General features: G+C 71.8%; 15 protein-coding genes. 6 read left to right on the forward strand and 9 right to left on the reverse strand.

The features are described 5' to 3' along the window. Positions 1–49: 49 nt before the first annotated feature. From AB0877_RS01945 to AB0877_RS01955, 3 genes are all read left to right on the forward strand, one after another. Positions 50–2,470, forward strand: a complete 2,421-nt coding sequence (locus AB0877_RS01945) for a DEAD/DEAH box helicase (protein WP_366605775.1) — start codon at positions 50–52, stop codon at positions 2,468–2,470. A gap of 98 nt (positions 2,471–2,568) precedes the next feature. Beyond that, positions 2,569–2,778, forward strand: a complete 210-nt coding sequence (locus AB0877_RS01950) for a hypothetical protein (RefSeq protein ID WP_357223754.1) — start codon at positions 2,569–2,571, stop codon at positions 2,776–2,778. A 165-nt stretch (positions 2,779–2,943) separates the two neighbouring features. Next, the gene (locus AB0877_RS01955; protein ID WP_366605776.1) at positions 2,944–3,522 is read left to right on the forward strand and encodes a hypothetical protein; all 579 of its coding nucleotides are present in this window, start codon (positions 2,944–2,946) and stop codon (positions 3,520–3,522) included. Positions 3,523–3,998: 476 nt separating this feature from the next. Here the strand turns inward: AB0877_RS01955 and AB0877_RS01960 are convergent, their stop codons facing one another. From AB0877_RS01960 to AB0877_RS01995, 8 genes are all read right to left on the reverse strand, one after another. Then, positions 3,999–4,418: an Rv3654c family TadE-like protein gene (locus AB0877_RS01960; protein WP_366605777.1), complete on the reverse strand. Its 420-nt coding sequence runs from the start codon at positions 4,416–4,418 to the stop codon at positions 3,999–4,001. Then, complete coding sequence (locus AB0877_RS01965) at positions 4,412–4,807, reverse strand: TadE family type IV pilus minor pilin (protein ID WP_366606168.1); 396 nt, start codon at positions 4,805–4,807, stop codon at positions 4,412–4,414. Before AB0877_RS01965 ends, AB0877_RS01960 begins: the two co-directional genes overlap by 7 nt. A gap of 47 nt (positions 4,808–4,854) precedes the next feature. Further along, a complete protein-coding gene (locus AB0877_RS01970) occupies positions 4,855–5,022 on the reverse strand; it encodes a DUF4244 domain-containing protein (RefSeq protein WP_081883916.1) in 168 nt (55 codons plus the stop codon). Between the two features lie 23 nt (positions 5,023–5,045). After that, a complete protein-coding gene (locus AB0877_RS01975) occupies positions 5,046–5,666 on the reverse strand; it encodes a type II secretion system F family protein (protein ID WP_366605779.1) in 621 nt (206 codons plus the stop codon). Continuing rightward, the gene (locus AB0877_RS01980; RefSeq protein WP_366605781.1) at positions 5,663–6,526 is read right to left on the reverse strand and encodes a hypothetical protein; all 864 of its coding nucleotides are present in this window, start codon (positions 6,524–6,526) and stop codon (positions 5,663–5,665) included. Before AB0877_RS01980 ends, AB0877_RS01975 begins: the two co-directional genes overlap by 4 nt. 416 nt (positions 6,527–6,942) lie before the next feature. Continuing rightward, a complete protein-coding gene (locus tag AB0877_RS01985) occupies positions 6,943–8,154 on the reverse strand; it encodes a TadA family conjugal transfer-associated ATPase (protein WP_366605783.1) in 1,212 nt (403 codons plus the stop codon). Beyond that, positions 8,151–9,254 (reverse strand): septum site-determining protein Ssd, encoded by a 1,104-nt coding sequence (ssd, locus tag AB0877_RS01990; protein WP_366605784.1) that lies wholly within the window; start codon positions 9,252–9,254, stop codon positions 8,151–8,153. Before ssd ends, AB0877_RS01985 begins: the two co-directional genes overlap by 4 nt. A gap of 265 nt (positions 9,255–9,519) precedes the next feature. Beyond that, entirely contained in the window at positions 9,520–10,710 is a 1,191-nt protein-coding gene (locus AB0877_RS01995) for a serine hydrolase domain-containing protein (RefSeq protein ID WP_366605786.1), read from the reverse strand. A 469-nt stretch (positions 10,711–11,179) separates the two neighbouring features. Here AB0877_RS01995 and AB0877_RS02000 point away from each other — a divergent pair, with 469 nt between their 5' ends. Then, on the forward strand, positions 11,180–11,983 hold the full coding sequence (locus AB0877_RS02000; protein WP_355004872.1) for an HAD-IB family hydrolase: 804 nt from the start codon (positions 11,180–11,182) through the stop codon (positions 11,981–11,983). Between the two features lie 18 nt (positions 11,984–12,001). Here the strand turns inward: AB0877_RS02000 and AB0877_RS02005 are convergent, their stop codons facing one another. After that, positions 12,002–12,748, reverse strand: coding sequence for an oxidoreductase (locus AB0877_RS02005; protein WP_366605787.1), 747 nt, complete (start codon positions 12,746–12,748; stop codon positions 12,002–12,004). 368 nt (positions 12,749–13,116) lie between these two features. Here AB0877_RS02005 and acs point away from each other — a divergent pair, with 368 nt between their 5' ends. Beyond that, positions 13,117–15,081, forward strand: a complete 1,965-nt coding sequence (gene acs / locus AB0877_RS02010) for an acetate--CoA ligase (protein ID WP_366605789.1) — start codon at positions 13,117–13,119, stop codon at positions 15,079–15,081. 267 nt (positions 15,082–15,348) lie between these two features. Next, entirely contained in the window at positions 15,349–18,144 is a 2,796-nt protein-coding gene (locus tag AB0877_RS02015) for an immune inhibitor A domain-containing protein (RefSeq protein WP_366605791.1), read from the forward strand. Positions 18,145–18,326 lie beyond the last annotated feature (182 nt).

Below are 18,326 nucleotides of genomic sequence, written 5' to 3' on the forward strand. Positions count from 1 at the left end.
CCCGGTGTCCGACTTTTCATCTCCGAACACCAGTGCGAGAGTGCAGGGCGTGACCTCCGACGACTTCAGCTCCGCGCGCGGCACGCCGCGCCACGACCTGGAGTCGTCGTCCGCGGCCACCGTATCCGCTGGTCCCGGCACCGGGCCAGCGCCCGCCGACCTGCTGCGCCGGCTACGCGCCCGAGGCGCCGCCGACCCGGTCACCCACGTCGAGCGGGTACCGGCCCGCGCCGGGGTGCCCGCGCCGTGGCCGTCGTGGGCACCGGCGGAGTTGCGCGCGGCGTTCACCCGACGCGGCGTGGTCGCGCCGTGGCAGCACCAGGCCGAGGCGGCCAACCTGGCGTACGAGGGCCAGCACGTGGTCGTCGCCACCGGCACCGCGTCCGGCAAGTCACTGGCGTACCAACTGCCCGCCCTGGCCACCCTGCTGGCCGACCCCCGGGCCACGGTGCTCTACCTGGCGCCGACCAAGGCCCTCGCCGCGGACCAGTTGCGCGCCGTCTCCGCGCTGGAGCTGGAAGGGGTACGCCCCGCCTGCTACGACGGGGACACTCCGCGCACCGAGCGGGAGTGGATCCGGCGGCACTCCCGGTTCGTGCTGACCAACCCGGACATGCTGCACCACGGCATCCTGCCCGGGCACGCCCAGTGGTCCGGCTTCCTGCGCCGACTCGCCTACGTGGTGATCGACGAGTGCCACACGTACCGGGGGGTGTTCGGCTCGCACGTCGCGCACGTGCTGCGTCGGCTGCGGCGGCAGTGCGCCCGGTTCGGAGCCACCCCGGTGTTCGTGCTCGCCTCGGCGACGTCCGGTGACCCGGCCACCGCCGCCGGGCGGCTGACCGGGCTGCCGGTGACGGCGGTCACCGAGGACGCCTCCCCCCGTGGTGGGGTGACCTTCGCGCTCTGGGAACCGCCGCTGCTGCCACCCGACTCGTCGGCCTCCACGCCGGTGCCGCCACAGGCGACGGGCGAACACGACGAGCTCCACCAGGTCCGCCGGTCGGCGCTGCGCGAGACCGCGGACCTGCTCGCCGACACGGTCGCCGAGGGGGTACGCACCCTCGCCTTCGTCCGCTCCCGCAAGGGCGCCGAGGTGGTGGCCACCAACGCGCGCCGAGCGCTGGACGACGCGGTTCCGGGGCTCGGCGACCGGGTGGCCGCCTACCGGGGCGGCTACCTGCGGGAGGAGCGGCGCGAGCTGGAACGGGCGCTGTTGCACGGCGACCTGCTCGGCCTGGCCTCCACCAACGCACTGGAGCTGGGCGTGGACCTGGTCGGGCTCGACGCGGTGCTGATCTGCGGCTATCCGGGCACCCGGGCGTCGCTGTGGCAGCAGGCGGGCCGCGCCGGGCGTTCCGGGCAGGAGGCCCTCGCCGTGCTGGTGGCCCGGGACGATCCCCTCGACACCTACCTGGTGCACCACCCGGAGGCGATCTTCGGCGCGCCGGTCGAGGCGACGGTGCTCGACCCGGCCAACCCGTACGTGCTGGCACCGCAGCTGGCCTGCGCCGCGGTGGAGGCACCGCTCACACCTGCCGATCTGGCGCTCTTCGGCGAGGGGGCGAAGGAGGCGGTCGACGAGCTGGTCGCGGCGGGGGCGCTACGGCAGCGGCCCACCGGTTGGTACTGGCGGCACCGGGAGCGGCCAGAGGTGGACCTGCGCGGCGAGGGCGGTGCCCCGGTCGCCGTGGTGGAGTCGTCGACGGGCCGGCTGCTCGGCACTGTCGACGGCGGCTCGTCGCACTTCCTGCTGCACTCCGGCGCGGTCTATCTGCATCAGGGCGTCTCGTACGTGGTCGACCAGCTGGACCTGGCCGACGGTTGCGCGCTGGTACGCGCCGAGGAACCGGACTGGTCCACCCACGCCCGCGACGTCACCGACCTGTCGGTGGTGTCGGTGCGCTCCTACGTGGACGCCGGCCCGGTGGGCATGTTCCTGGGCGAGGTGGATGTGACCAGTCAGGTGGTGTCGTACCAGCGGCGGCGGATCGCCACCGGCGAGGTGATCGACACCCGACCACTCGACCTGCCCACCCGGGAGCTTCGCACGGTGGCGGTCTGGTTCACCCTGTCGCCGCAGTCGTTGGCCCTCGCCGGGGTCCAGCCGGCCGACGTGCCGGGTGCGCTGCACGCCGCCGAACACGCCGCGATCGGCCTGCTGCCGCTGATGGCCACCTGCGACCGGTGGGACATCGGCGGGCTTTCCACCGCCCTGCACCCCGACACCGAAGCGCCGACCGTCTTCGTCTACGACGGGCATCCGGGTGGGGCCGGGTTCGCCGAGCGGGCATACGGGACGGCGGCGGCGTGGCTGCGGGCCACCCGGGACGCCATCGCGGAGTGCGGCTGTGAGGCCGGTTGCCCGTCCTGCGTGCAGTCACCGAAATGCGGCAACGGCAACAACCCCCTGTCCAAGCCGGACGCGATCCGGGTGCTCGACGTGGTGTTGGCGAACCTGCCGGACTGAGCGGCTTGCATGAATCGGCACGGCACGGGGCACAATGGTGTGGGAGCGCTTCCATCGATGCCCATGTTGCCGACCGCCCCCGTGCCCGAGGAGAAGCCGTGGCCGACACCATCGCCGAAACCGTCGACCTGCTCTACACCATTGACCAGGACAATCTCACCCTCGACCAGCAGATCGCGCTGGGGTCGGCACTGGCCGCCCTGGCTCAGGCGGAACGGCTGGAACAGATCAACGAGCGGCTGCGCGGCATCCACCAGGTGCTGAACACCTGGGCGCTACGGGCCGCGAACTCCGTCGACAGTCGCTGAGGTCCTCCGGAGTGGTCCTGCCCGGGCACCAGTGACCACTTTCGTGCTGGGTAGTCGTCCGGCGACCTCGACGGCTACCCAGCAGCTACTGATCATGGGCGGCAGGGGCGCGGCGGTCGTCGGGCTGTGCGAGACTCCGGCGCACCAATCCCCGGAGGAGTACACATGCAGCTCGACAACGTGCAGGGCCAGCACCAGTTCCACATCCGCCAACGACTGCGCATGATGGTCAACCAGTACGAGGTCCGGGCGGTCGCCCCCGATGGCACCGAGGGTGAGCTGCTGGCGTTCGCGCAGCAGAAGCGGCTCGCCTTCAAGGAGCAGGTGACCATCTACACGGATGACTCCAAGCAGCAGCCTCTGCTCGGCTTCAAGGCCCGCCAGCGCATCGACCTCGGTGCCACGTACGACGTCACTGACGCGGCCGGCAACCCGATCGGCCTGTTCCGCAAGGACTTCGCCCAGTCGCTGCTGCGCTCCACCTGGCACGTCGAGCAGGCCGGTCTGCCGCAGGTGACGGGCCAGGAGCGGAGCATGCCGGTGGCACTGCTGCGTCGATTCGTCGACTCGCTGTCCTGGCTTCCGTACCACTTCGACTTCACCGCAGGCGGTCAGTCGGTCTTCACCGTGGTCAAGAAGTGGGGCCTGCGCGACAAGTACGTCGTCGAGGTGCAGCACCCGCAGATCGACCGTCGCCTGGTCATCGCGATGGCCGTCGCCCTCGACGCGCTCCAGGCCCGCTGACACAGCCGGCCTGGGCCACCGCGGGGCGCGGCGACCCCGCACGGTCGCCGTCGCGGCCACCCAATCCTCGGCTGCCGGCCGGGACCTGGACCTCAACCAGTCCCGGCCGGCGGGCCGCAGGCGCCCTGACTCGCTGGCGGTAGACCGTTGGACGGCAGCACTCTTGGGCGAAAGGCCCTTGAACCGCGCCGCCGGGCAGCAGGGCGTTGGTGACCCGGCCCCTGCCCCCGGATGTAGTCCGCTCCCCCTTTGGAGCTGATGTCGTGAACGCATCACGCCTGGCGTCGTAAACGATTCAGCTCCGTAGCGCCCACCGATCCCAGGAGTGCCCCGGGGCCTGTTCCACGGAGGCGGTCGAGCCGAGGCGGAGTCCGGGCCGGCGATCCGACAAAGCCACCGGCATGCCCTCCTCTCGCTGTGTCCGGCACTGCGGCAATGGTGAGCAGAGACGCCGCCGTGCGGCTGAGTCACAGGGCTCAACCACGTACCGGGCCGGCGCGGGCGCTCGCCGTAGCCACCCGGGTCAGGCCGGGTAGTGGTGTGAACGCCACCTCGACCGTCACCAGCACGTCCATCCCGTCGAGGTGACAGCCGACCAGCCGGCCCTCGTTGCGCCCGGCGAGGTCGGATGCCGTCGCGCAGGCCGCGGCGTCGCCGTCCAGCGCCCGCGCCGCCCCGGCCAGCGCGCCGAGGTCGGCTGCAACCGCCGCCCGCTGGCTCGCCATTCCAGCGGCGACGATGGCGGCGCCGAACGTACCGAACACCATGAAGACGAGCCCTATCGCCAGCAGCAGGACCGTCGCTCCACCTCGCTGCCGGTCCGGCCGTCCAGCGACGTACTCCCCGGAGGCCGGTGGGTGACCGGCACGGGGTGATGGATCTCTGCGCACTACCAACTCCCCTCCTGCGCGCCCGGTTCGACGGCGGCGACCGCGGTGGCGACCACGGTGATCCGCGGTAGTCGGCCGCCCAGCGTCCGCACGGGTGCCCGTACCGTCGCCCGCACCCGGTCGCCGTCGACGGACACTGAGACCGTCGCGCCCGGCGGTGCCGCGCTGTCACCGTCCGCGCCGCCGTCCGCGCCCCGGGCGGCGGCGAGCGCTGCCTCCCGGGCCGCGTGCAGGCAACCCGCCTGCGCGCTGACGGCGTTGACAGCGGTCAGGCCGGCCAGCAGGAGCAGGAGCAGCGCCGGCAGGCCGGCCGCCAGTTCGGCGGTGAAGGACCCCCGGTCCCCGCCGACGGGCCGCGGGAGGACGCGAAGTGTCCGCCCGCCGCGTGTCGCCAGCCCGGGAACGCTCGAACCTGGATCGCGGCCAGCCTGCCGGCGCTCGATCACTTCAGTGCCCGGTCGATGACGGCGGTCAGTGCCGACTGGACGTTGCCGGAGGTCAGCACCTTCAGCAGGATCCCGGCGAAGGCGACCGCGGCGAGGGTGCCCACGGCGTACTCGGCCGTGTTCATTCCGGCATCGCCGCGCAGGCGGGCGATGAGTTTGCGCATGACTGTTTCCCTTCTCGATGGGGTCAGAGCACGTCGCCGAGAACGGCGACGATCACCGGCACGAGGCCGGCGAGAATGAATGCCGGCAGGAAGCAGAGCCCCAGCGGCAGGACGATGAGCACACCCGCCCGACGGGCCGATGCCTCGGCGGCGGTGGCCCGGTCGGCGCGCAGGTCGTCGGCGAGCCGGGTCAGTGCGCCGGCCAGGGCTGCGCCACTGTTTGCCGAGCGCAACGCCGCAGCGGTCAGGCGCTCCGCGCCGGGCACTGCGTCCAGCGCGGACCACGCCTCCGCCGGGCCGCCACCGAGCAGCAGCGTGCGGCCGACCCGGGCCAACCGGCCGGCGAGCGGCCCGTCCAGTGCCTCGGCGACGGCCAGTACCGAGCGATCCACCGGAGCGCCTGCCCGCATCGCCGCGGCCAGCAGGTCCGCGGCGAGCGGCAGGTCGGCGGCCTCCTGCTGCCGCCGCCGACGCACGGCGGGCGACTCGATCCGCCGCAACAGGACATCGAGCAGGAACGCGGCCGGGAGAGCGCCGAGCAACCCGAGCCAGCCTTCGACGACGACGGCCACGGCGATCCCCGCCAGCACCGCCGCGAGCCGGATCACGTCCGGTCGCCGCCCGGCTGGGCCCCGGGCGGTCACCCTGCCCGCCCCGGCGCCGCGCCCAGCCGTTCCGCCCAGAGGAGACCCACGACCTGAAGGGCGACCGCGACAATCGCGCTGGCGCCGCCGACAGTGCTGTGCAGGAGCACCGCCAGGGGGTCGACGCCGATCCCGTACCCCAACCCGATCCCCCCAACCGGCAGGGCCGCCAGTAGCCAGGCCGTGGCCCGGGCACCCGCCGCCTGGGCCGCCGCTGCGGCCAGACCCCGGTCGGTGGCCCGAGCATCCGCCTCGATCCGCTCCAGAAGCTCCGCCAGCGGCGCACCGGTCCGGTCGGCCAACCGCACCGCCGCCGAGGTCAGCTGACGTAGGCGGCTCCCCCCGTCACCCCCGGCGGCCGTCACGTCGAGCGCGGGTGGGATGGGCAGCCCGGCCCGCAGGTCCGCCGCGAGGCCGCAGAGCTGGTCCAGCCCAACTCGCCTGTCCCGCTCGGCGCTCCGGTTCACTCGCCAACGCAGCGCGGCGCGCACGGCCAGCGTGCCGTACCCGGCCATCGCGACCGCGGCCACCGGACCGCCAACCACGGCACCCACACCGCCGCCGAGCAGACCGACCACCGGCAGCACGCGGGTCGTCGAACGCGAGATGCGCACCGACGGAGGCGTGCTCGACCGTCTTCCGGTCGCGCCGACGCTCCCGTGGGCGCGGCACTCGACGATCGCGCACCCGTCGGACGCCGCCCCGGCGGACGCGCTGCCTCGACAGGCGGTGTCCAGGTCGCCGTCCCCGTCTGCGGTCGCCGGGCCGGAGACGTCGTGCCGACCGGCCGTGTCGACGCCGCTGGCACCGATCGTGATCGTGGCCGGCGACCCGTCCGGCTGTCGCTCGGCATCAAGCATCGTGCAGGCCACTGCCGGGCGGGCGGTGCTGGTAGGGCGTCGGGGATCCCGCCGGGCCGGTGGGCGCGTCGGCCCCTCCGGGCGTGTGAACCCGTCTGCCGCTCCCGGCCACCTCGGGCTGCGGGTGACGTCCCGGTCGGGCCAACCGAGTGCCGTCCGTCTCTCGCTGGCACCCGACTCGCCCGCGATGCCGACCGGACCCCCGGTTGGGGCAGGTCCGGGGCCGTCGACCGGCCCGTCCGGCGTGTGACCGAGTTCCCTGATCCACTGCACCAGGGCGTCATCGGGATCAACATGGCCGGACATGCGCTCCGGTGCCAGTACGCGACGGCGACGGGACCGAATGCTCCGCACGGGCCACGCCACCAGGGCAGCGGCGATCAGGAGCAGCGCCGCAACCAGCATCGTCTCGGCGGTCATGCCGGACCCGCCGAGCCGGGCCATGGTTCGCTGAGGATGGGTGGCACCGCCACCCCGCGCTCCCGCAGCAGAGCCCCGAGGGCACGGGCGGCGAGCCCGAGCCCGCTGCCGCGCACCCAGGCGGGCACCACCGTCACCAAGCGGTCGGGCCCCTCGGGCAGCAGCAGGCAGACCGACTCCAGGACGCGACCCCGGTCGCTGCGTCGCACCTGGAACAGCACCTGCAACGCGGCGGCCACCTGGGCGTGCAGCGCCAGGCGAGGCAGCCCACCCAACATGCCGAGGGCCTCCAACCGGGCCGGCACGTCCGACGGTGTGTTGGCGTGCAAGGTGCCCGCGCCTCCGTCATGGCCGGTGTTGAGCGCGGCCAGCAGGTCGACCACCTCACCGCCGCGGCACTCACCGACCACCAGCCGGTCCGGGCGCATCCGCAACGCCTGCCGGACCAGATCCGCCAGGCTGACCACGCCCGTACCCTCCACATTGGCGGTACGCGCCTGGAGCCCCACCACGTGCGGATGGCCCGGACGCAGCTCGGCGGCGTCCTCCACCAGCACGATCCGTTCGGTGGTCGGCACCATGCCCAGCAGGGTGTTGAGCAGGGTCGTCTTGCCCGACCCGGTGCCCCCGGTCACCAGGTACGCCAGCCGAGCCGCCACGACGGCGGCGAGCAGAGGTGCCAGCGGTCGCGGCACGGTCCCCTGGTGCACCAGCTCGTCGAGCGTGAACGGCCGGTGTCGGAAGGTCCGCAGCGAGAGGTAGGGACCTTCGGTCGCCACCGGCGGCAGCACGGCATGCAGTCGGGTGCCGTCGGGAAGCCGCGCGTCCGCGTACGGCGAGCCGTCGTCGAGCCGCCGCCCCGCGCTGGCGATCAGCCGCTGCGCCAATCGACGGACGTCCTCCACCGAGCCCATCGGGACGGCGACCTGGTGCAGCCCCGACCCGCGGTCGACCCAGACCCGGACGCCGTTGACGAGGACGTCGGTGACCTCCGGGTCGGCGAGCAGCGGCGCCAACGGCCCGGCGCCGACGAGGTCGTCTCGCACGCGGTCGGCGATCCGCAGCATGGCGGTGTCGCCGAGCACTGCGGCGGCGGGTTCGGCCCGTACCGCGGAGACGATGGCAGCCGCGGTGACCGGGGTGGTGGCGGCGGCGATCCGCTGCCGTACCCGGGCGGCGAGGGTGCCGTCCTCCGGCCCGGCGGTCATGCCGCACCCGTAGCCGGCGCGCCGGTGAGGTCGGTGACGATCCGTTGGCAGAGCACGGCCAGTGGGCCCTTGCCTCCGGCGGCCGGAGCCTCGCCCCGTTCCAGCCGACGGCAGAGTTCCGGCTCGGGCCGCAACGTGCCGGCCAAGGGGAGGCCCAGCGCACGTGCCACCTCGGACGCTCGCAACCGCCCGGGTGCGGGCCCGCGCACCACCACCGAGAGCGCGGCGCAGTGCGGGGCGGCCGCAGCCACCACCCGAGTGGCCGCCGCGGTGGCCCGCAACTCGGCCGGCACGACGACGAACGCCTGGTCGGCGGCTTGCAGCGCCACCACAGCCGCATCGTCCAGCTGTCGGGGCAGGTCGATCACCACGAAGTCCCGCCCACGCCGGGCCGCGTCCACTGTCGCCGCCATCGCCGACGCCGGCAGCGGCAGCATCTCGCCGCGGTCCCAGGAGAGCACCACGAGGTCACCCCGGCTGGGCAGGGCCTGCACCAGCGCCGGGGCGTCCACCCGTCCGTCGGCGCTGGTGAGCGACGGCCAGCGCAGGCCTTCCAACTGCTCCCAACCGAGCACGAGGTCGAGGCCACCACCGAGTGGGTCGGCGTCGACCAGAAGGGTGCGTAACCGGGCCCGAGCGGCGGTAACCGCCAGACCACCGGCGAACACACTCGCGCCCGCACCGCCCCGACCACCGAGGACCGCGACGACACGGGCGCCGACGCCGGCCGGACGATCCGGATGATGTTCGGCGAACCGATCCACCAACCACGGCTCCGCAGCCGGCAGCGTGGCGACGTGCTCGGCCCCGATCAGCTCGGCGATCTGCCAGCCGGGGTCGAGCTGGCCAGCCCGGCCGAGCAGCACCAGCCGGGGGCGCTGCGGCAACCGGGCGCGCAGACAGGCCTGCGCCTGGTCGGCGCCGAGCAGCACCAGGGGCGCGGGAAGCCACCGGGTGCGGGCTGCCGCCGGGTCGCGGACGAGTTCCACCTCCGTGCCGCCGACAGCGGCGAGCCGGAGCACATCGTCGAGCAGGTCGTCGTCGCCGGTGACGACCAGCGGGAGCCGGCGGATCGGCGGAACCGTGGTACGGGGTGGCATCGCGGCCTCCAGCGGTCGGGCTCTGGTATGCCGCCGACCCTGCTCGGAATCCGCCGCACGAGCCGTCCCGATGTCGTCACCTGTGGACAACCTGGTGGCCTGTGGAAAACCCCCGCCGAGACAGTTGATCTGCTATCGGCGCGGGCATCGCCGCAGCTACGGCCGTTGCGGGAAAACAGCGGGGCCGCTCCCGAAAGGAGCGGCCCCGCCGGGATTGCCGCGCGGCCTCAGGCGGCTGCCGCCCACCGGGCAACGAACGCTGCGGTCAGTCGTCGATCGCCTGGTAGACGGTGGTCCAGAAGTCGTGCCACATCGGCAGCCGCTGGTCGCCCGCGTGTGCCCGCTGCATGAACACGATCGCCGCCAGGTCCTCGGCGGCGTCGTTGTACCAGGCCGTGCCGTAGAAGCCGGGCCATCCGTAGCTGCCGACCGAGGGCCCGAGGTGCGTGCGGCGGGTCCGGACCGACATTCCGAAACCCCAGCCGATCGCGTCGAAGTAGCCGGGCCAGAACCCGGAGAGGGCCTTCTGGGTCGCGGTCAGGTGGTCGCTCGTCATCAGCGTCACCGCGGGCCGCGACAGCACCCGTTCGTCGCCGTGGGCACCGCCGGAGAGCAGCGCCGAGGCGAAGGCGAGGTAGTCCTGGGCGGTCGAGACGAGCCCGCCACCACCGGACTCGAACATCCGCGGTCGACTGAACCGCCCGTCGGGACCGTCCTCGACCACCGGCTCACCGGTGGCGGCGTTGTCCTGCTCGTACGCCGTGGCGAACCGGCCGATGCTCTCCCCAGCCACGTTGAAGCCGGTGTCGACCATCCCCAGTGGCTTGCAGACCCGCTCACGGATCGCATCCCCGAAGGACATGCCGGTGGCTCGGGCGATGAGCACGCCGGTCACGTTGGCGGCGGTGTCGTACATCCAGCGCTCGCCCGGCTGGTGGACGAGCGGAAGGTCACCGAGCTGCCGGATCCACGCGTCCGGCGACGAGTATTCGAGTGCGTCCAACGCGTCGGCGATCGGCACCGTGCCCGGCTCGGCGGGGACCATGCCGGTGCCAAGGGTGCCGTCCAGGACGTCCCGCAGCGTTATCGGGCGTTCCGCCGGGACGGTGTCGTGCAGCGGGCCGTGGGGACCGGCGAGCACTCGCATGTCCGCCAACTCGGGGAGAAGATCGTCGACCGGGTCGTCGAGGCGGAGGGTGCAGTCCTCGACGAGGGTCATCGCACACGCGGCGACGATCGGCTTCGACATCGAGCCCAGGCGGCAAATGGTGTCGGCCGCCATCGGTGTCTGCGACCCGGGGCCCTCGAACGCGAGCTGACCCGTCGCCTCGATGCGCACCGCACCGTGCCGGGCGAGGACGACCACCATGCCCGGCACGAAGCCGGACTCGACGTGGTGCTCAAGAAACCCCCGCACCCGGGCCAGCCGTTTCGACGAGAAGCCACCAGCCGCCACGCGTTCCTCCTCAGCTCGTCCCGCTGGGAAATTACACGCCAGGCGACGGTCGCACGGCCCGCGACGACCTGTGGTGGAGGCCCGACCGAGCAGCAGCACCCCCGCTTCCGGGGCACGAGCGAGCCTGCTGGTGTCGGGTGGCGCGCTCCCATGGAAAGGGACGACCCCCGTCGGGGGGAGACGGGGGTCGTCGGAGGTTCGGCTCCGGGGGGGTCGAGCCGAACCACTCAGCGGTCACGGGGGGTGCAACCGCTGAGGGTCTGCCTGTTTCGGGGATGTGAAAGCTCGTCGTACGGACAAGTTTGCCTGAGCGGGCCCGTCACGTCGAGTGGTGCTGCCTCCACTCACTGCGAAATTCTCCTCGCAGAGTGTGAGCGTGATCACGTGGAGCGGAGAGCCCGCAGGTCTGAGGGGTGGCATGACCCCGGGCACCCGCCGACGATAGACCATCCGGCTAGACTTTCGCGCCGTGGGCCGAAGTGCCGCTTTCTTCGATCTGGACAAGACCGTCATCGCCAAGTCGAGCGCCCTGGCGTTCGGTCGGCCGTTCTACCGGGATGGGCTGATCACCCGGCGTGACGTGGTCAAGTCGGCGTACGCGCAGCTGATGTTCCGGCTGGGCGGCACCGACGAGCAGACCATGGCCCGAACACGGGACTACCTGGCTGCGCTCTGCAAGGGCTGGCAGGTGGAGCAGGTCCGCCAGATCGTCGCGGAGACGCTGCACGAGCTGATCAACCCCTACGTGTACGCCGAGGCCGCCGCCCTGATCGTCGAGCACCAGGCGGCCGGGCGGGACGTGGTGCTGGTGTCGGCGTCCGGCGAGGAGATGGTCCGGCCGATCGGTGAGCTGCTCGGCGTGACCGACGTGATCGCGACCCGGATGACGGTGGAGGACGGCCGGTACAGCGGCGAGGTCGAGTTCTACGCTGCGGGCCCGAGCAAGGTCGAGGCGGTCACCGAGTTGGCCGCCGCCCGGGACTACGACCTGGCTGATTCGTACGCCTATTCCGACTCGTACAGTGATCGCCCGTTGTTGGAGTGCGTGGGCCACCCGAGTGTGGTCAACCCGGACCGGCAGCTGCGCAAGCTGGCTTCGGAGAACGCGTGGCCGGTGCTGGAGTTCCGCCACCCGATCCCGCTGGGCCGGCGGTTGCGGGAACGGCCCGCCGTCCCGGTGGCCGCGGCGGCTCTGGGGGTGGGGGTGGGTGTGGCCATCGGCATCGCCTGGTACGGCCGCCACCGCCGAACCCGAGCCGCCACCACCGCCTGACACCACCCGTCCAACTGCTCAGGCGGCGGCGAGGATCTCGTCTCCGATGGCGGTGAGCTGGTCGGCGGCGACCTCGACGGCGGCCAGGTAGTGCCGTAGCCAGGAGCGCAGCCCGTCCGGGGTGCCGGTGGCGAAGGCACCGGCCGCGCCGACGTACTCGGGCTCGCGCTCGTGGTGCCCGACGTCGACGGCGAGCAGGCCACGCGGGTCGAGGCCACTGGCGAGCAGCACCAGCCGGGCCGCCCCCCGGGCCACCACGCCGGACGGCCCGGCGAACGGGCGCAGGTTCAACAACTCCCCGTGTACGACGGCGGCGAGCACCAACGGGGAGACCTTCGTGCCGCCGGCGACGAGGCCGGCCAGCCCGTCCAGTCGGGTGGCGACCACGGGGTCGGCGACCGGGCGGCCCAGTTCGGCCTCCGGCACCAGATCCCGTGCGGCGAGCACGTGCAGCTTCGCGAGCGCCTGGCGGGGCGCCTTCGGCCACAGCTCGCTCAGGCCCGGCAGCGCTCCGGCGACCCGCAGCGCCCCCTGGAGCACCGGTTCGGTGACGGTGCCGGCCCGAACCGCCTCACGCTCGTGCCCGGCCCCCTCAAGGGCCGCGCTGGCGACGGCGGAGCGCAGGCTGACCTCGGCGGCGACCTGTCCGCCGTGCCGGCGCAGCGCCCGGTGCCCGAGCGCCTGGTCGAACCGCGCGCGGGCCTCCTCGACGGCGGCGGCGATGTCGGCGAGCGCGAGCAACGGGGCGAGCGGGTCGGTGGTCACCCCGCCACGCTAACGACCCGGCCCGGCACGGCGGGCCGCACCCGCCCGCACCGCGACGCGGACCACCCGCCCGGCGCGGTCGCATCGCCGAACCACCGCGGCAGTTCCCACACGAGTTCGCTGAAGTCGGGGTGTCCGCCTGGCCGGGACACCGCGATTTCCATGAAACCGTGTTGATCAAGGCATCCGGCACGGAAACCGCTTTGATCAAGGCGGTCCCGCACGGCGGGGACGGGTGGGACGGGCCGCCGGGCGCGCGCCGGGGGCCGCTCGGCGCGAGGCGGTGGGCAGCCGTGGCCGGTCGCAGGCCCCGCGACTACCCTCGTGCCATCGAGACCCAGGTCACCCCGAGGATGAGGAGTCACGGCATGAGCGAGGCATTGGCCAATCTGCTGAACGAGACGCGCCAGTTCCCCCCGCCGGCCGAACTCGCCGCGCACGCCAACGTCACCGTCGACGCGTACGCCGAGGCCGAGGCCGACCGGCTGGCCTTCTGGGCGAAGCAGGCCGATCGGCTGGCCTGGTCGAAGAAGTGGGATGAGGTGCTCGACTGGTCGAACCCGCCGTTCGCGAAGTGGTTCGTGGGTGGGCAGCTCAACGTCGCGTACAACTGCCTGGATCGGCACGTCGAGGCGGGCCGGGGCGACAAGGTCGCGATCCACTGGGAGGGCGAGCCGGGCGACACCCGCACCATCACGTACGCGGACCTGCACGAGCTGACCTGCCGGGCGGCGAACGCGCTCACCGACCTGGGGGTGACCGCCGGCGACCGGGTGGCGATCTACCTGCCGATGATCCCTGAGGCGGCGGTGGCGATGTTGGCCTGCGCCCGGATCGGCGCCGCGCACAGTGTGGTCTTCGGCGGCTTCTCCGCCGACTCGTTGAGCAACCGGATCCAGGACGCCAGCGCCAAGGTGGTGATCACCGCGGACGGTGGTTACCGGCGGGGCAAGCCGTCGGCGTTGAAGCCGACCGTGGACGAGGCGGTGGCGAACTCCCCGTCGGTGGAGCACGTGCTCGTGGTCCGCCGCACCGGCGAGGACGTGGCGTGGTCGGAGAAGGACCACTGGTGGCACGAGACGGTGGAGACCGCCTCGGCCGAGCACACCGCGCAGCCGTTCGACGCCGAGCACCCGCTGTTCATCCTCTACACCAGCGGCACCACCGCCCGCCCGAAGGGCATCCTGCACACCACCGGTGGCTACCTCACCCAGGCGTCGTACACCACGCACGCGGTGTTCGACCTGAAGCCGGAGACGGACGTCTACTGGTGCACGGCCGACATCGGCTGGGTCACCGGGCACTCCTACATCGTGTACGGCCCGCTCTCCAACGGCGCCACCCAGGTGATGTACGAGGGCACCCCGGACACGCCGCACAAGGGCCGGTTCTGGGAGATCATCGACAAGTACGGGGTGAGCATCCTCTACACCGCTCCCACCCTGATCCGGACGATGATGAAGTGGGGCGACGACCTCCCGGCGGGCTACGACCTGTCGTCGCTGCGCCTGTTGGGCAGCGTCGGCGAGCCGATCAACCCGGAGGCCTGGATGTGGTACAGGCAGCACATCGGCCGGGGTGAGCTGCCGGTGGTGGACACCTGGTGGCAGACCGAGACGGGCGCCATCATGATCTCGCCGTTGCCGGGGGTGACCGCGGCCAAGCCGGGCTCGGCGATGACGCCGCTGCCCGGCATCGTGGCCGACGTGGTGGACGACCAGGGCCAGTCGGTGCCGAACGGCGGTGGCGGCTACCTGGTGCTGCGCGAGCCGTGGCCGTCGATGCTGCGCACCATCTGGGGTGACGACGACCGGTTCATCGACACGTACTGGTCGCGTTTCCAGGGCATGTACTTCGCCGGCGACGGCGCGAAGAAGGACGACGACGGGCACATCTGGCTGCTCGGCCGGGTGGACGACGTGATGTTGGTGTCCGGGCACAACATCTCGACGACCGAGGTGGAGTCGGCGCTGGTGTCGCACCCGTCGGTGGCCGAGGCGGCGGTCGTCGGCGCGACCGACCCGACCACCGGTCAGGCGATCGTCGCGTTCGCCATTCCGCGGGGCAGCACGGAGATCGCCGGCGAGGCGGGTGAGCAGCTCATCGCCGACCTGCGCAACCACGTGGCGAAGACGCTCGGGCCGATCGCCAAGCCGCGGCAGATCATGCTGGTGCCGGAGTTGCCGAAGACCCGCTCCGGCAAGATCATGCGACGGTTGCTGCGGGACGTGGCGGAGAACCGCTCCCTGGGCGACGTGACCACGTTGCAGGACTCCTCGGTGATGGACCTGATCTCCTCGGGGATGAGCGGTACGAAGTCCGACGAGGACTGACGGTAGGCGTACTCATTGGAGGGTGGCGGTCCGTGCGGGCCGCCACCCTCTGTCATGTCTTACGGGTGCGGCTCACGCCGCTCTGCCGGTGTCACATCGGTCGGTCGGGGGAGTCGGGGAAAGCTGAACGGGCACAGGCGTCGGCCACCACTGTCCTTTCGGCCGGTTGTGCTTTAGGTTCACGCAGGTTGGAAGAGTTCGACAGTCATCGCTTCGATGGTCGGCCACCCCAACGTTCTCCCTCCCATGCCCGAGAAACGGAGCGGCATGAACCACAAACCGCAGTCCAGGGCGCGGCGACGTCTACTCGTCGCGCTGCCCGTCCTCGCCCTCGCGGCCACGTCACTGACCGTGAGTGGCAGTGCGGCGGCTCAGCCGTCGTCCGGCACCCCCCAGGCGGTGATCGGCGCGGACGAGCACTACATCAACTACGCCGAGCCCGAGGTGCAGCCGGACACCCCCGGCCGTGAGGTGAAGGGCAAGGGTGGCATCTACACCCCTGCCGCAGAGTCCGCGCGCGCGTTCGACCGCAAGCACGCCCGGGGCAACCCGGTGACCGCACGGCAACTGGCCAAGGACGAGGCCAAGTCGCTGAAGACGGGTCAGAATCCCCGCAAGTTCAAGAAGGCCCCGACCACCCAGACGGCGAAGCTGCTGACGCTGCTGGTGGAGTTCAACGACAAGGCCAACGACGACTTCACGGACGTCATGGTCCCCAAGACGGTGTTCGAGGACCGCACCTGCGTCCCCGGCACCGTGCAGAACGGCCCGAAGCACAACAAGATCCCGGACCCGGCGCGCCTTGCCCACGAGGACAACAACTCGATGTGGGTGCCGGACTTCTCGCCGCAGCACTACAACAAGATGCTCTACAGCAAGAAGGGCATCACCGAGCGGGTCCGCACGGACCTGAAGGGCCCGGACGGCAAGAAGGGCATCGACCTGTCCGGTCGCACCATGCACAACATGTACCTGGAGATGTCCAAGAACGCGTACACGGTGGACGGGCAGGCCAGCCCGTGGATCACCGTGCCGCACTCGGAGGGCTGGTACGCGGCCAACCGCTGCTTCCAGGACGAGACCGGCGCCTGGGTTCCCGGCCGTGAGCAGTCGATGAACGGCCACCCGGACAACCCGGCCGGCGCGGGCCGCCTGGCGACCGACGCGATCGACGCGCTCGTCGCGAAGGACCCGAACTTCCCGTGGGCCGACTACGACATCGAGGACCAGGCCGACCGCGACGGTGACGGCAACGTCTTCGAGCCCGACGGCGTGATCGACCACCTGGTGCTGGTGCACGCCGGCCAGGGCAAGTCCCGTGGCGGCGGCGACCAGGGCGTGTACGCGGTGTGGGCGCACTCCTCCACGGTCGCCGGTGGCTACACCATCCCGGGGACCAACCTGAAGGCGTCGAACTACATCGTGCAGCCGGAGGACGCCGGCGTCGGTGTCTTCGCCCACGAGTTCGGCCACGACCTGGGTCTGCCGGACCTCTACGACACGTCCGGCAACGCCGACTCCGACGTGGACTTCTGGGACCTGATGGCCTCGGGCTCGCACTCCGGTGAGATCTTCCAGGCGCTGCCGACGCACATGGGCATCTGGGACAAGTGGGTGCTCGGTTGGGCCGACCCGCTGACCATCCGACCCGGGTCGAACCCGCGCGAGGTGAAGCTCGGCCAGACGTCGCGCACCCCGATCGACTCCGAGGACGGCATCAAGGTCGACCTGCCGGACAAGGTGACGACGCTGGCGACCCCGCACAGCGGCACGAAGATGTGGCACAGCAACAACGACCAGGAGTGGGCCGACGTCAAGCTGAGCCGCTCGGTCGACGTGCCGGCAGCCGCCGACTCGAAGTTCTGGATGTGGAACAACTACATCATCGAGGAGGACTGGGACTACGGCTTCGTCGAGCTCTCCACCGACGGCGGTACGACCTGGACCGAGCAGAAGGTGTACGACGAGGGCGGCACGGTGGTCACCACGCCGGACGGCTACCCGGACCCGAACGGCCGCATGAACGACTTCGGCGGCAAGAAGTACGGCCTCACCGGCAGCACCGACGGCTGGCGGCACGACTACGTCGACCTGTCGGCGTACGCCGGGACGACGGTTCAGGTGCGGCTGCGGCTGGCCACCGACGAGGCGTTCGAGGAGCGCAACTGGTTCGTCGACGACTTCTCGGTCACCGGCGGCGGCGCCACCACCTGGAGTGACGACGTCGAGGGCGGCGACAACGGCTGGACGGCCACCGGCGGCACCTTCGTCGACACCACCGGCGCGGGCTGGAAGGTCTCCAGCGGCACCGAGGTGCACGCCCAGTACTACCTGGCGGAGTGGCGGAACTTCGACGGCTTCGACAAGGGCCTGCAGTACGCCTACGACACCATCTACTCGCACGAGGCGTGGAAGGTCGACCGGATCTCCTACAACGCTCCGGGCATGCTGGTCTGGTACCGGGACACCGCGCTCGGCGACGTCAACCACGTCACCGGGCAGATGACCGCGCTGCCCAGCTACGGCGCGAAGGGCGGCCTGCTCATCGTCGACTCGCACTTCGACCCGCTGCGCCGTACCGGTGAGGCGGCGGTGAAGGACCCGTCGGTGACCGACAACCTGCCGAGCCGCCCGCAGTCGTCGAACGCGGCGTTCACGCTGAACCGGACGTACCCGTTCACCGAGTGCCTGGAGGCGGCCGACGAGCCGTACAGCGCGTACTGCACGAAGTTCAAGGGGCTGCCGCCGGTGAAGGCGTTCACCGACGCCAAGGGCTGGTACCCGGGCATCGAGATGCGCGACGGTGCCGCCTACGCCCGTGACAACGACGCGTCGGTGGTCCTGCCGTCGCGCGGCAACGCGCCGTACACCACCCGGGTCACCAACCCGGACGGCAGCCCTGCGCCGGAGTTCTACGGCGTGACCCTGGGCGGCGGCGCGATCGTGCTGGGCACCGGCAACCCCGGCGACGCGGGCGTGAACTACGGCGTCTCGCTGACGATCAAGAAGGCTGCCGGGGACAACTCGTCGGCCCAGATCTACGTGACGCCGGCGAAGAAGTAACTGTTTCACTGCTCGACAACTGACGGTGGGGCCGGTGGCGGAGACGCTGCCGGCCCCACTGCCGTTTGCGGACGATCAGATTGATCGAGAAATGTCGTTGTATACGGTCACGCCCGTACCCGTACTGCTCAGCGGGGCTGATGAACCGGCGGGGTGTGACGGTGAAAAGCATTCCCAACAAA

This window comes from Micromonospora sp. NPDC047644, assembly GCF_040704315.1.
Taxonomy (GTDB): Bacteria; Actinomycetota; Actinomycetes; order Mycobacteriales; family Micromonosporaceae; genus Micromonospora.